Raw genomic sequence first — 13,558 nt, forward strand, 5'->3', positions numbered from 1 at the left:
CATGGAGTACCCGCTATGTCAGAGATACATACACAAGTACAAGCACAAACCCAGCAAAACGCCACGGCTACTGTTCAAGGCTGGCTGAGTGATTTTGATCAGGCGCTGCAAACCCAGGATATTCAGGGTGTGCTCGCGCTGTTTAATGAAGAGTGTTATTGGCGCGACTTCCTTACCTTCACCTGGAATTTAAAAACCTGCGAGGGCAAAGACGCAATTCAAGCCATGCTCAATGCCATTTTGGAGAGCACATGCCCTTCGAACTGGCAGCTAGAAGGTGAAGCGACCCAAAATGGCGATGTTGCTGAGACGTGGTTCACCTTTGAGACGGCGGTCGCCAGCGGCAAAGGCTACCTGCGGCTGAAAGAGGGTAAATGCTGGACGCTGCTCACCACTATGCAGTCACTACACGACTTCCCTGAACCGCGTAATCACCACCGCCCCAAAGGCGCTGAGCATGGTGCCAATAAGCAGCGTGAAACCTGGTTAGAATCACGGGAGCGCGAAGAAGCGGAGCTTGGCTACACGCAGCAGCCCTACTGCGTGGTTATTGGCGGCGGCCAGGGCGGTATTGGATTGGGGGCACGGCTGAAGCAGATGGGCGTGCCGACCATTATTATCGAGCGCAACGAGCGTGCGGGGGATTCCTGGCGCAATCGTTATAAGTCGCTCTGTTTGCACGATCCGGTCTGGTACGACCACCTCCCGTATATTCCCTTCCCCGAACACTGGCCGGTGTTTGCGCCCAAAGACAAGCTGGGTGATTGGCTGGAAATGTACACAAAGGTGATGGAGCTCAATTATTGGAGTTCCACTGAGTGTCAGAATGCACGCTTCGATGAAGCCGCAGGCGAGTGGGTGGTGAACGTGAAGCGCAACGGCGAAGAGATCACCTTGCGACCCAAGCAGCTAGTCATGGCGACTGGAATGTCGGGGATGCCCAATATACCGACATTTGCCGGTGCAGAAAGCTTTGAAGGTGAGCAACAGCACTCCAGCCAGCATCCGGGGCCAGATGCTTACAGCGGTAAAAAGTGCGTCATTGTGGGGTCGAATAATTCCGCACATGACATCGCCGCTGCACTGTGGGAACACGATGCCGATGTAACCATGTTACAGCGCTCGTCGACGCATATTGTGAAGTCGGACTCGCTGATGGAAGAAGTGCTCGAGCCGCTATATTCGGAAGAAGCCATTGCAGGTGGGGTGACCACTGAAAAAGCTGATCTGATTTTTGCCTCGATTCCTTACAAGGTGCTGCCAGACGTCCAGCGTCCGGCGTTTGAGGCGATCAAAGAGCGCGACGCCGAGTTCTATAAAAAGCTCGAAGACGCAGGCTTTCTACTCGACTTCGGTGACGATGACTCCGGTCTGTTCTTGAAGTATCTGCGCCGGGGTTCGGGTTACTACATCGATGTGGGCGCCTGTGATCTGGTCGCCAATGGCGATATCAAGCTGCGAAGCGGTGTAGGGATCGAGCGGATCAATCCCCACTCCATCACGCTCACCGATGGCAGCGAGCTAGAAGCAGACTTGATCGTTTATGCCACCGGCTATGGCTCCATGAACGGCTGGGCGGCGCGGCTTATCTCTCAAGAGGTGGCGGATAAAGTCGGCAAGTGCTGGGGCTTAGGCTCCGACACCACCAAAGATCCCGGTCCGTGGGAGGGCGAGCTGCGCAATATGTGGAAACCCACCCAGCAGAAGGCGCTGTGGTTCCACGGCGGCAACCTGCACCAGTCGCGGCACTACTCACACTATTTGGCGCTGCAATTAAAGGCACGCATGGAGGGGCTGGAAACGCCTATCTATGGGCTGCAGCCGGTTCATCACACGTCTTAACAGGAAGGGTAACCCATGAGTCAGTCAAGCATGCAGGCAGCAGTCTGGTACGCAGCGAAGGATCTTCGCGTGGAGCAAGTGGCGGTGCCCACTATCAACGACCCCCATGAGGTGAAGTTAAAAGTCGCCGCCTGTGGCATCTGCGGTAGTGATCTGCACGAGTATGCCGCGGGGCCGATTTTTATTCCGGTCGGTAAGCCGCACCCGATTAGCGGTGAGCAGGCGCCAATTATTATGGGCCATGAATTTGCCGGGGAAGTGGTCGAGATCGGCGATAAGGTAACGCGAGTGAAAGTGGGCGACCGCGTGGCGATTGAGCCGATTCTTTCGCCCAATAAAGACGGCGCCTACCAAATGGAGCGCTATAACCTGACGCCCATGCTCGGCTTTCATGGCCTCTCGGGCGGTGGCTTCTCGGAGTTCACTGTGATGGGGGAGCATATGGTGCATAAGCTGCCCGATGAGCTTAGCTACGAGCAAGGGGCTCTGGTAGAGCCCGCGGCGGTGGCGCTGCATGCGGTGCGCCAAAGCTGCCTGAAAGCTGGCGATAGCGCAGTCGTATTCGGCGCAGGGCCAATTGGATTGATGACCATTGAAGCGCTAAAAGCGGCCGGGGCAGCGCAAATTTATGCCGTTGAGGTGGCGCCGTCGCGAAAAGACAAAGCCGAAGCGTTAGGGGCGGTTGTGGTTGATCCTCAGCAGGTAGATGTGGTGGAAAAGCTGCAAGCCTTGAGCGGCGGCGGTGTGGACGTAGCGTTTGAGGTGACCGGCATTCCCGCAGTGCTCAATCAGGCGCTGCACAGCACCCATGAAGGCGGCGAAGTGGTGGTGGTGAGTATTTGGGAAGGGGAGGCCAGCTTCCAGCCCAACGATCTTGTCATTAAAGAACGCACCATGAAGGGTATTATCGCCTATCGCCATGTGTATCCAGCGGTAATGGCGCTAATGCAACGGGGCTACTTCCGCGCCGAAGACATGGTCACCCAGCGCATCCCACTGGCGGACATTGTGGAGGAGGGCTTTGAGGCGCTGTTAAACGACAAAGCCCAAGTGAAAATTATCGTGACACCCTAGCCACTACTTTGAGGATTTCTAACCGCTAACGAACTCACATGATTCTTTGTGATGCAAAAAGACTGCAAATTGCGCAGTGCTGGTGCAGTTTATTTGCTGCAGTGCGAGCAGAATTAATAAAAATCAAACGGAATTTCCTTAAATAGTTGTTTTATTGGCTTTTTTTTAAAAGTGGCACGCAGATCGCAATGTATATGGCAAAGGGTGATTGAATAGAGAAACAACGGCTTAGATAGTTTGCTTCTCTCCCTTCTTCACCTACATCGCTACCACGTAGTAGCGATAAACCGAGTGAGCTGGCGTGCTCCACCTGGGTCCCCTTCGGGGGACTTTTTTTATGCCTGGATTTTATGTTTAAAAAAACTGTTTAAAAAAATCGTTTAAAAAAACTATCAGGGTTGGAATACTTATAACAATATTTTACAGGTGATTTGGAAACAGTGTTCGTATACTATATACTGTATAGGTAAGCCGAATGAACGGCACCGTAATTCCTAGCGCAAGGGAACGAGCGCTGCATACAGAGGATAAACCTGATGACTAATATGAAACTGATTTCTGCGGCGGTAATCACTGCGGGCTTCGCACTGGCTAGCCAAGCGGCACTCGCTTATAACGCTGGTGATGTATTCGTCCGTGGTGGCGTTGCTCAAACCGATACGGGTTCAGATAACGGTAACGTGGCGGGTGATTCACTGAACGTGCAAAGTGCCCGTGGTTTTACCTTCGGTGCTGGCTACCTGTTTACCGATAAGGTCGGCGTTGAACTCAACAGCTCTGAGAAATTTGAGCACGACCTCAACACGGCTTCTGCGGGAGATGTGGGTAGTGTCGATCGTCTGCCGATCAACTTGTTGGTGAACTACTATCCAATGGGTGGCCTGAATTCCAAGGTTCAGCCTTATGTCGGTGCTGGCCTTAACTACACACGTTTCTCAGGTGAGCCTAGCGGTGTAAATGTTGATGAGAGCTACGGTGCCATCGGCCAAGTGGGTGTAGATCTAGCCGTGACTGACAATATTATGCTCAACGGCTACGCAAGCTACGCTGATGTGAACGCTGATATCAACGTGGGCGGCAAGGTTGATATTGAGCCGGTCACTGTCGGCGGTGGTATCACTTACCGCTTCTAAATGTTGTTTTGTTAGCCAGTTTTAAATCAACGCCCAGCCATGTGCTGGGCGTTGTTGTTTTAGCGCTTGGAAAGAGGGCTTTTAGATAGAGGCCCTAGGGCGTTAGGTTCGTAAAACCACTCTCTGTCACTGCCACATTATCTTCAATACGAATACCGCCACAGGGCGCAAGCTGGTCGACGAGCTGCCAGTTAATGGGTAGGTCAGTATTGCGCAGCGGGGCGAGCAGCATATTGATAAAATACAGCCCTGGTTCAATGGTAACCACCATACCCGGGCGTAGCGTGCGCGTTAAGCGAAGAGCAGGGTGTTTTTCTGGCGCTGGTGCTGGGGTGCCATTAGGGTGGCGCAATCCGGCTACATCGTGTACTTGAATTCCCAACGAATGACCTAGCCCATGGGGGCAAAATGCCCGTGTCACCCCTTTCTCTACCGCTTGCTCAGCAGAGCCTTTGAATAGGTCGTGTGCCACCAATATTTCAGCCAAGTGGTGATGCATCTGTTCATGGAGTGCGACGAAGCTAACTCCGGGGGCGATGCCTTTGACCAGTTCCTCTTTCAATTCATGCATTGCAGTGACCAGTTCGGCAAATAAAGCGGGTGCATCGGGCCCAGCGTAAGCGCGGGTAATATCGGCACAGTAGCCACGAAAACGACGGCCGGCATCGACTAGCAGGCTATAGCGCTGTTTGGGTGCGTTAAGATCGTAGTGTTGATAATGCAGTACCCCTGCATGCTCATTTAAGCCAATAATGTTTTGGTAAGGCACGTTTGACTCGCGCTGTCGGCTAGCCCCTAAGTAAGCCAACTGGATATCCAATTCACCGGAAGCGCCAATAAAAGCTGCCTGAGCTGCCTGATGTCCTGCGATTGCTAAGCGGTTGGCTTCACGGATGCAAGCAATTTCATAAGGTGTCTTAAATAGTCGCAGTTCATCAAGAGCCGTGACCAGAGTCTCTGGCTGTCGTGCCACGTTTGGCATTGGCTGGATACGAGTGGCCAGTGACTCAATATCACCCATCATCGCCGCTTGCCCCGTTAGGGTAGGAGTGTTTTTGTCACTACAAAAATGTATATCGAACGCCTCTACCCACGGTTCATCGGGTAGATGCGTGGGTAAATGCCAAAAATCCGCTGGCGCGTATAGATAAAGCTGGGGGCGCTTTTCCGGTTGGATAATCAACCAACTGTGCTGTATGTCGGCTAATCCTACCCAGTGCATGAAATGGCCATAGGTCTGAAAAGGGGGCGTATGATCGTCAGCAAAGTGCACGCTGGCATGACCGCTGTAAAGAGCTAGGCTATCAAGCTTGTGGTCAGCCAAAATGCTCGCATAAGCACGTTGTAGATGTGCGATATGCTCAAGTTGCAAAGTAAATAAGGTGTTTGACATATAAGCTGTGCCCTCTCTTATGTAAGCTTTCTCAAATGCGCGTTCAGGCACGTGGCGGTGCGAGTTCGCTCCAGAATCCGTCTAGCTCAGCATGGCGATGGCTTTGATGGCGATAAAGCCGAAGCTCCATAGGTACATCCCAGCGGCTATCGCCCGCTCTTACCAGGGTGCCTTGAACAAGCTCTGCAGCCACGTTGCGCTCAGGCAACCAACTCATACCATAGCCCAGCAGCACCAGTTCCTTAATACCCGCCGCGTAGAGGTTTTCACTCTGTGGGGTTAGAAAGGTGGTTTGGGGAAGCCTGGCCAGGTGTGCTTTAACCGCAGACCCCAACAGCCCGCGTTTGGGATAAGCAAGCCATGGCAAGGGCTGGGAGCGCGATCCCGGCAACAGTGCGCGGGGGTCGCCCTCTGGGGTTAGCCCGGTCACTGGAACCAGTCGCTCATGCCCAATCACGCGATAGTTGCAGGCACTGGTGTCGATATCGAGATCGCAGCGCCCAATCGGCCAGTAACAGATCGCCAGATCGCACTCGGCTCGGGCTAAGGCTTGAAAGTAGTCATTGGCTACCCACCCGGTCGCCCGTAAATAGGGCTGTACGCGATCTTGCCAGCCCGTAGAGGCCAGCCATTCTGGTAAAAAGTGTGGCAGCAGGCTCTGCGGTGCCGCGACCATAATACGCCGCTGCTGGCCTGCGTTAATTTCGCGCACACGGTCACGGGTCAGCCGCACGCGCTCGGTCACCTGTTCGCACAGGGTCAAAAACTCCTCCCCGGCTGGGGTGAGCGAAAGCGGTAGCGTTTGACGATTAATCAGCGTTACCCCCATCTCCTCCTCAAGCAGTTTAATCCGCCGGGAGAAGGTGGGTTGGGTAACGTGTTGATCATCTGCTGCGCGTGAGAAGTGCCGCGTTCTGGCCAGGGCGATAAAATCTTCTAGCCAGCGAATTTCCATGCGCTACCTCTTAGTACAGGAATTAGTGCAGGAATCAATAGCCGCCTCACAGGCGCCCCTCCTCAACAGCGTGGCACGCTACACGGGTTCCGTCACCCTGGGTTTGCAGCACGGGAATCTCTTGCTTGCAGCGTGTATTGGCATGGGGACAGCGGCCGTGGAACACGCATCCGCTGGGAAGATTAACCGGGGTCGGCACTTCGCCGGTAAGACGAATATGCTGGGGGCGGTCATCCTTCAAACGCGGAATCGCCGAGAGCAGCGCCTGGGTATAGGGGTGGCGCGGCTTTTCAAACAGCGTGGCCGTGGTGGCAATTTCACACACCGTGCCTAAGTACATCACCGCCACGCGAGTGCCAAAGTGCTCTACGACGGCCAGGTCGTGGGTGATAAACAGGTAGGTCAGGTTGCGCTCTTGCTGGGCTTCCATTAGCAGGTTGAGCACCTGGGCTTGAATAGACACGTCCAGCGCCGAAATGGGCTCATCAGCAACGATAAACTCCGGATCGACGGCCAAAGCGCGGGCGATGGCGATACGTTGGCGTTGGCCGCCGGAGAATTCGTGGCCAAAGCGCTTACCCCAGTCCGGGTCGATACCCACCGAGCGCATCACCTCTTCCACCTTGTCGAGAATCTGCGGCCGTTTCCAGTCAGGGTGGTGCAGGCGCAGCGGCTCTTCCAGGGTTTGCTGAATCGTCATGCGCGGGTTGAGCGATGCATAGGGGTTCTGGAAGATCATCTGCATGCGCTTGCGATAGGGCAGCAACTGGCGCGAGCTTAAGTTATCGATGCGCTTGCCGTCGTAGCTGATTTCACCTTCGGACGGGGTAAGCAGCCCCATCACGGTGCGTGCCACGGTGGACTTACCGCAGCCTGACTCGCCCACCACACACAGCGCTTCGCCGCGCTTGATATCCAGGTTGACGCCGTTAATAGCGTGAACGTGTTCCTGGTGACGCACCAGTTTGCCGCCCTTAAAGCGCAGCTGATCGAGAAAATCGCCAGAGAGCGAAAATCGCTTTTTTAGATCACGAATCTGCAGCAGCGAATCGGCGCTCTCTTCATTCTGCGTGTGAGGAGCGTTCAGCGTTTCAGCCTGTGCACTCATAAGGTTTCCTCTTTCAAACGGCGATCTTCAAGCATTTCGGCGACCATATGACACGCCACCCGGCAGTTCCCGGATTGAACAAAATCAGGTACCTGCTGAGTGCAGGCGGGGCGGGGCTGACCATCGGCACGATTGATAAAATCGCAGCGCGGATGAAACGCGCAGCCGCTGGGTAGGTTGGAGAGCGACGGCATGCTGCCGCGAATCTGATTGAGCCTCTCGCCCGGCGTTGCCATCTGTGGCAGGGCGTTGATTAACCCCTGGGTGTAGGGGTGCTGCGGGTCGTTAATAATTTCCCGGGTTGGGCCTTGCTCAATAACTCGACCGGCGTACATAACCAGCATGCGCTGAGTAACCTGGCTGACCACGCCCAGGTCGTGGGTGATCAGAATCAGCCCCACGTTATGTTGCTCACAGAGATCAAGCAGCAGCGCCATGATTTCGGCCTGGATCGTCACGTCGAGTGCCGTGGTAGGCTCGTCGGCGATAATAATGTCCGGATCAAGGAGTAGCGCGATGGCGATAATTATCCGCTGGCGCATACCGCCGGAAAGCTCGTGAGGATACTGATCCAAACGCGTTTCTGGCGAAGGGATTTGCACCTGCTGAAGTTTGTCCAGGGCAATCGCGCGAGCCTCTTTGGAGGAAATGCGCCGGTGCGCTTTTAAGCACTCGACCATCTGTTCGCCAATGGAGAGCACCGGATTCAGTGTCATCATCGGGTCTTGAAAGATCATTGAAACGCGATTGCCGCGCACCTTCCGCAGGCCGCGCTCAGACATGCGGTTCAGCACCTGACCGTCAAAGGTCACTGTACCACCGGCGATAAAGCCGGGTTTGGCAATCAGGTTGAGTAGCGAGAACGCGGCGACGGATTTACCCGCGCCGGACTCACCGACAATGCCCAGGCGCTCACCACGCTCAAGACTGAAACTAATATCGCGCAGGGCGTGTACGTCACCTTGGCGCAGCGCAAAGCGGACATCGAGGTTGTTGACTTCAAGTAGTGCCATGGTGTCCTCAGCCTTTGTAGAGTCGTGGGTTCATGACATCACGCAGCCAATCGCCGAGTAGATTGATCGACAGCACCAGCACTACCAGTACGGCACCCGGAATCAAGGTGATCCACCAGGAGCCGGACTGGATATAGTCAAAGCCTGATTTGATCAGTGAGCCCAGCGACGGGTGCGTCTCTGGCATGCCCAGCCCCAAAAACGACAGTGCCGCTTCAGAGATAATCGCGTTGGCAATCTGCACGGTGGAGATAACAAAGATCGGCGACATGGTGTTGGGCAGCACGTGGCGGAACATAATCCGTTTGCTGCGTAGCCCCATCACGCGGGCGGCATCAACGTACTCTTTGTTTTTCTCTGCCAGCACCGAGGCGCGCACGGTGCGCGCATACTGCGGCCATTCGGCCAGGCCTATAATCAGTATCAGCATCATCACCGCGTACTGGCTATAGAAGGCGCTGCCCATGGTCGCTTTGACCAAGGCGCCCACCACAATGGCGACCATAAGAGTCGAGAAGGAGAGCTGAATATCTGCCAGTCGCATCAAGATAGAGTCAACGCGTCCGCCCAGGTAGCCTGCCATGAGGCCGAAAGTGACCCCCAGCAGTGCCTGCAAAATCACCGCGCCGAAGCCGATCAGTAGCGAGACACGGGTGCCATACAGCACCACCGACCACAAATCGCGTCCCTGAGCGTCGGTGCCCAGCGCGAAGCGCTCGTCGGCGCCGTCGATCCAGAAGGGCGGCAGCTCGGATGACATGATGTCGATCTGAGAGAGGTCATAAGGGTTCGTGGGCGCCAGCAGCGGTGAGGCAAAAGCCGCGATCACCATACAGATAAACACGGCCAGGCAGAGCTGGGCAGTGTAATCACGTTTAAAGCTGTACCACATATAAGAGTCGCGTAGGCGTGCCCAGCGGCTGGGGGTGGCGCTCGCGGGGGAATTCGTTGTCGTACTCATGCGGGCTTCCCAGTCAGTTTAACGGTGGGGTTCACGAAACCGTAGATCAGATCCACAATCGTATTGGTGACCACAAAAATAACCCCGACAATCATCAGGTAGGTCACAATCAGCGGGATATCGGCGCGGTTAATCGCGTCTAGGAACATCAGGCCCATCCCTGGCCATTGGAAAACGGTTTCGGTCAAAATGGTGTAGGCCACCATGGTGCCGATCTGCACGCCGCCCACGGTAATCACCGGCAGCATGGTGTTCTTGAGGGCATGCACGAAATACACCCGGCGCATTGAAATGCCTTTTGCACGGGCATACTTCACGTACTCCGACTGCAGGACTTCCATCATTTCGGCGCGAATCAGGCGGATAAACAGCGGTAGCATGATGGAGGCTAGGGAGACCGCCGGTAGTACCAGATGCTGTAAACCGTTCCAGGTCGCCAGGTTGGTGTCCCAGTGACCCACCACGTTGACGAGGTCATAGCCTCGGCCGAAGGAGGGCATACTGCCCTCCGTCGAGAAGAAATCATTCAGCCACGCGCCCCAGCCGGTACTCTCTGGGAATAGCGTAACGGTGACGCCAATGGCGAAAATCTGAATCAGTACAATCGCGGTCAAAAACACCGGAATCGAAATGCCGATGATCGACACGCCCATAAACAGGCGCGATATCGGCGAGCGCGGTTTGATGGCGCTATACACCCCTATGGGGACTGAAAACAGCACAATAATCAGCATTGCCGCAAATACCAGCTCCAGGGTGGCGGGTAAGTGGCGAGCAATCACTTCCAACGCCGGCTCGCGGTAGAAGTACGAGTTGCCAAAATCACCCTGCATAGCGTTTTTGGCAAAACGGACGTACTGGATCAAAAAAGAGTCATTCAAGCCTAGGCGCTCGCGAAGGGCTTCACGCTCACTTTCCGGCACCGACTGGCCGACCATCTGTTGTACGGGGTCACCCAGGTTGTCCTGAATGGCGAAGGCCAGCACGCTGATGACAAACATCACCAAAATCGCGTGCATCAGCCGCTTGATTAAAAAGGCAATCATGGCGTACGCCACCTATGTGAAGGGTTCATCAAAGGGAGTAGGGGCATGTAATACAGAGTTTTCCCAGCCTCGAACCGCCATACAAAAGGCTTCGCCCCCTAAACGCTTAGGGAGCGAAGCATCCTTGCGGTTTATGCTGAAGTAACTCTTTTGATTTAATACTAGGCACTTAATCAGCGATGTTAATGCTTAGTCGCCGCTGCGATTAATTACTAGATCACCCAGGTAGGGGAAATCGATGGCGTTGACCACGGGTTCAACGTCAATGCCGTCAGCGGCGGCATAGGCAAGGTTCTGCCAGTGCAGCATGATGTAGCCTACATCTTCGTAAAGCATAGCTTCGGCTTCACGCAGCATTTCGTTGCGTTTTTCCAGATCGGTTTCGCTGTCGGCTGCTGTTACCAGTGCGTCGATCTCTTCGTTGCAATAGCTGCCGTAGTTGTACTGGCCAGCGCCGGTCTCTTCATCGATGCAGAAGGAGAGATACTGGAAGAAGTTAGCGGTGTCTTCGGTGTCCGCGTGCCAGCCGATCATCGCCATATCGGATTGGCGGGTATCGTACTCAGGCCAGTACTGCGCCAGCGGCATGGTACGCAGATCAACGTCAATATTGATCTGTGCCAGCATGTTGGCGACCGCTTGGGCAATCTGGGCATCGTTCACGTAACGATTGTTGGGAGCGATCATTTCAACGCTGAAGCCCTCTTCGTAGCCCGCTTCGGCCATCAGTTCCTTGGCGCGCTCAATGTCGTAGCGCGGCACTAGGTCAGGGTTATGGCCGGAGTAGCCCTCTGGTGAGAATTGACCCGCCGGGTTAGCGAAGCCGCGCATTAAACGGTCGGCAATGCCTTCCTGGTTGATGGCCAAATCAACCGCTTGGCGAACGCGAGCATCCTGGAAAGCTTCAACGCGCTCTTCGTTCATTTGGAAGCCAATGATACGTGTACCGTCAATCTCAACCAGATTGACGCCATCGGCCTCGCGTACGCGATCCAGATCGTTGGGCGGAACGGCATCAATAAAGTCGACCCCGCCGGAGAGCAGGGCGGCAACCCGTGAGGCGTTCTCAGCGATAGGTGTCAGTACAATGCTGGATACATTACCTTCACTTTCGGTATCCCAATAATCTTCAAAGCGTTCAAAATCAACCCGGACACCCTGGCGGCGGTCGGTGACAATAAATGGGCCGGTGCCGGAAACGTTGCGCGAAGCAAAGGAGTTGCCTGCTTTAACGATCTCAGCTTTGTCGTTGCCGCCGTCGGTTTCACCGCTATAGAACTCGCTATCCATCGGGAAGATGTAGGTAGCCAGGTTGAGGAGCAGCGGGTAAGGTTCGGTGGTGACGATCTCAACGGTATAGTCGTCAATGGCCTCGGCGCTTTCAACCGGCTCAAAAATAGCACGGTAGTCAGGGCTCTCTTTTAGACGCTCAATGGTCCAAACCACGTCTTTGGCAGTAAAATCGTTCCCAGAGTGGAAGGTAACGCCTTCACGTAGCGTCATACGCATGGTGGTTTCGTCGACTTGCTCCCACTCAGTGGCCAAGCGCGGCTCAAACTGGAAATCTTTTGTCCAGCGGACAAGCGGATCAAACGCAAGGTGAGAGAAGCGCAACATGCCGCCAGAGAGCTGCTCGTGGATATCAAGGGTTTCAGGGTCAGCGGAGTAACCAATGCGAAGCGTTTCAGCACTTGCGGTCATCGGCAGCAACGCCGTACCCGCTACCACTGCACCAATAACGGAAGCCAGTAGGGTTTTCTTGAGCGTCATATTCGTTCCCTCAGATCATTGTTTATTGTTCGTTTTGTCGCCGTTTGCCCGGCTAGAGGCACTCTTCCCGCCAGGCAAGCGTCAGCAAAACAGACACGGTCAGTCTGTAAGCCTTCTTTACAACATAAGCTTACAACCTAGGCTTACAACATAGAGAGTGCTTATCACGTCATACAATCGAAATAATGACAGGCATCATTCGTCTACTGAATGATGGGGCTAATAGCGGTGCGCTGATGGCTTTGGTTAAGACGAAAGTCGTAAGCGAAAAGCGACACATAACAGGACGAAAAAAACGTATGTGGAAGCAAATTGGGACAGCGTTGATCGCTGTTTGGCTGCCGATCAGCGGTTTTGCCACTGAGCGCACAGCGCCTGACATAGCAGGATCGCTGGATGGTGAACGACGCGAGTGGTTTATTTTAAGTCATGGCAATGACTCCAATGCATCCTTTGTTGAGCTGGGGGACGATATCAATATTGATATCACCGGCTCTGTTGACGATGAAGCATGGGAAGGCGCAGAGGCACTCTCTATTAGCCTGACCATGAACGAAGAACAGCTGGCCAATGCGGTTGTTATGCATTCTATAGGCGCTACTATTGCCCCGCCGCTGTACACCTCTGAAGGCGGCAAAGTGGCCGTAACCCTGACGCGCTACGAACGCTCCAGCCAAACCGTGCATGTGGCGGGCAAGATAGAAGGAGTGCTGGCGTTGCAAATCGAGCTGGGTGAACCACCAAGCCTTGACGAGGGCATTGAGATTGACGTGGCGTTCGATATATCAGCGCAAAAAATAGAGTTCTAATTCAGCAGGCTGGCCTTTGCCGCCCTGCTGAAAGCACCTGGCAGGGCGATGTTAGGAAAATTGCTGGTGTAACCAAGCATTAATGGCGTCAGATTCGTACATCCACTCTTCACGCCCATCGTCGTGGGTAATTTTCAAGCAGGGTACTTTGACTTTACCGCCCCCTTCCAACAGCGCCTGCTTATGGGCAGGGTCAAGCTGGGCATCGCGTCGTTCAATGTTCAGGCCTAAGCGCGCTATCTCTTTACGCACCTTGATGCAAAAAGGGCAGGTGCGGAATTGGTAAAGCGCCAGCTTCTGACAGGCTTGATCCACGCTAGCTTGCTCTTCAGGCGTGCGCTCTACAGACTTAGGTGTTGAGAGCTTCTCTGAGACCAGCATGACCGGCGCAAGCACCAGGCGAAGGCCACGGAAAAAATAGCGAATTAAAATGCGCATCGAAAGACTCCTTTGC

General features: G+C 54.5%; 12 protein-coding genes. 4 read left to right on the top strand and 8 right to left on the bottom strand.

Annotated features, from left to right (window positions below; all coding sequences use genetic code 11):
- Nucleotides 1–15 precede the first annotated feature (15 nt).
- The 3 genes from QT230_RS14655 to QT230_RS14665 all read left to right on the top strand — a co-directional run bounded on the left by QT230_RS14655 (nt 16) and on the right by QT230_RS14665 (nt 4,049).
- Nucleotides 16–1,842 carry an NAD(P)/FAD-dependent oxidoreductase gene (locus tag QT230_RS14655; RefSeq protein ID WP_308322695.1) on the top strand — a complete coding sequence of 609 codons (1,827 nt, stop codon included), beginning with the start codon at nt 16–18 and terminating at the stop codon, nt 1,840–1,842.
- Between the two features lie 15 nt (nt 1,843–1,857).
- Nucleotides 1,858–2,916 (top strand): 2,3-butanediol dehydrogenase, encoded by a 1,059-nt coding sequence (locus QT230_RS14660; protein WP_308322696.1) that lies wholly within the window; start codon nt 1,858–1,860, stop codon nt 2,914–2,916.
- Nucleotides 2,917–3,452: 536 nt separating this feature from the next.
- A complete protein-coding gene (locus QT230_RS14665) occupies nt 3,453–4,049 on the top strand; it encodes an OmpW family outer membrane protein (RefSeq protein ID WP_308322697.1) in 597 nt (198 codons plus the stop codon).
- Between the two features lie 94 nt (nt 4,050–4,143).
- Here the strand turns inward: QT230_RS14665 and pepQ are convergent, their stop codons facing one another.
- From pepQ to QT230_RS14700, 7 genes are all read right to left on the bottom strand, one after another.
- The gene (gene pepQ, locus QT230_RS14670) at nt 4,144–5,442 is read right to left on the bottom strand and encodes a Xaa-Pro dipeptidase (RefSeq protein ID WP_308322698.1); all 1,299 of its coding nucleotides are present in this window, start codon (nt 5,440–5,442) and stop codon (nt 4,144–4,146) included.
- Between the two features lie 43 nt (nt 5,443–5,485).
- Nucleotides 5,486–6,397 carry a LysR family transcriptional regulator gene (locus QT230_RS14675; RefSeq protein WP_308322699.1) on the bottom strand — a complete coding sequence of 304 codons (912 nt, stop codon included), beginning with the start codon at nt 6,395–6,397 and terminating at the stop codon, nt 5,486–5,488.
- A 46-nt stretch (nt 6,398–6,443) separates the two neighbouring features.
- A complete protein-coding gene (locus tag QT230_RS14680; RefSeq protein WP_308322701.1) occupies nt 6,444–7,505 on the bottom strand; it encodes an oligopeptide/dipeptide ABC transporter ATP-binding protein in 1,062 nt (353 codons plus the stop codon).
- Complete coding sequence (locus QT230_RS14685; RefSeq protein WP_308322703.1) at nt 7,502–8,518, bottom strand: ABC transporter ATP-binding protein; 1,017 nt, start codon at nt 8,516–8,518, stop codon at nt 7,502–7,504. Before QT230_RS14685 ends, QT230_RS14680 begins: the two co-directional genes overlap by 4 nt.
- A gap of 7 nt (nt 8,519–8,525) precedes the next feature.
- On the bottom strand, nt 8,526–9,479 hold the full coding sequence (locus QT230_RS14690; protein WP_308322704.1) for an ABC transporter permease: 954 nt from the start codon (nt 9,477–9,479) through the stop codon (nt 8,526–8,528).
- Entirely contained in the window at nt 9,476–10,525 is a 1,050-nt protein-coding gene (locus QT230_RS14695) for an ABC transporter permease (RefSeq protein WP_308322705.1), read from the bottom strand. Before QT230_RS14695 ends, QT230_RS14690 begins: the two co-directional genes overlap by 4 nt.
- Before the next feature lie 189 nt (nt 10,526–10,714).
- Nucleotides 10,715–12,295 carry an ABC transporter substrate-binding protein gene (locus tag QT230_RS14700; RefSeq protein WP_308322706.1) on the bottom strand — a complete coding sequence of 527 codons (1,581 nt, stop codon included), beginning with the start codon at nt 12,293–12,295 and terminating at the stop codon, nt 10,715–10,717.
- A 299-nt stretch (nt 12,296–12,594) separates the two neighbouring features.
- Between QT230_RS14700 and QT230_RS14705 the strand changes: the two genes are divergently transcribed.
- Complete coding sequence (locus QT230_RS14705; protein ID WP_308322708.1) at nt 12,595–13,104, top strand: hypothetical protein; 510 nt, start codon at nt 12,595–12,597, stop codon at nt 13,102–13,104.
- Between the two features lie 51 nt (nt 13,105–13,155).
- Here QT230_RS14705 and QT230_RS14710 read toward each other — a convergent pair whose 3' ends face one another.
- Complete coding sequence (locus tag QT230_RS14710; RefSeq protein WP_308322710.1) at nt 13,156–13,542, bottom strand: glutaredoxin; 387 nt, start codon at nt 13,540–13,542, stop codon at nt 13,156–13,158.
- Nucleotides 13,543–13,558 lie beyond the last annotated feature (16 nt).

The organism is Halomonas sp. SpR8 (assembly GCF_031010195.1).
Classification (GTDB): Bacteria; Pseudomonadota; Gammaproteobacteria; order Pseudomonadales; family Halomonadaceae; genus Vreelandella.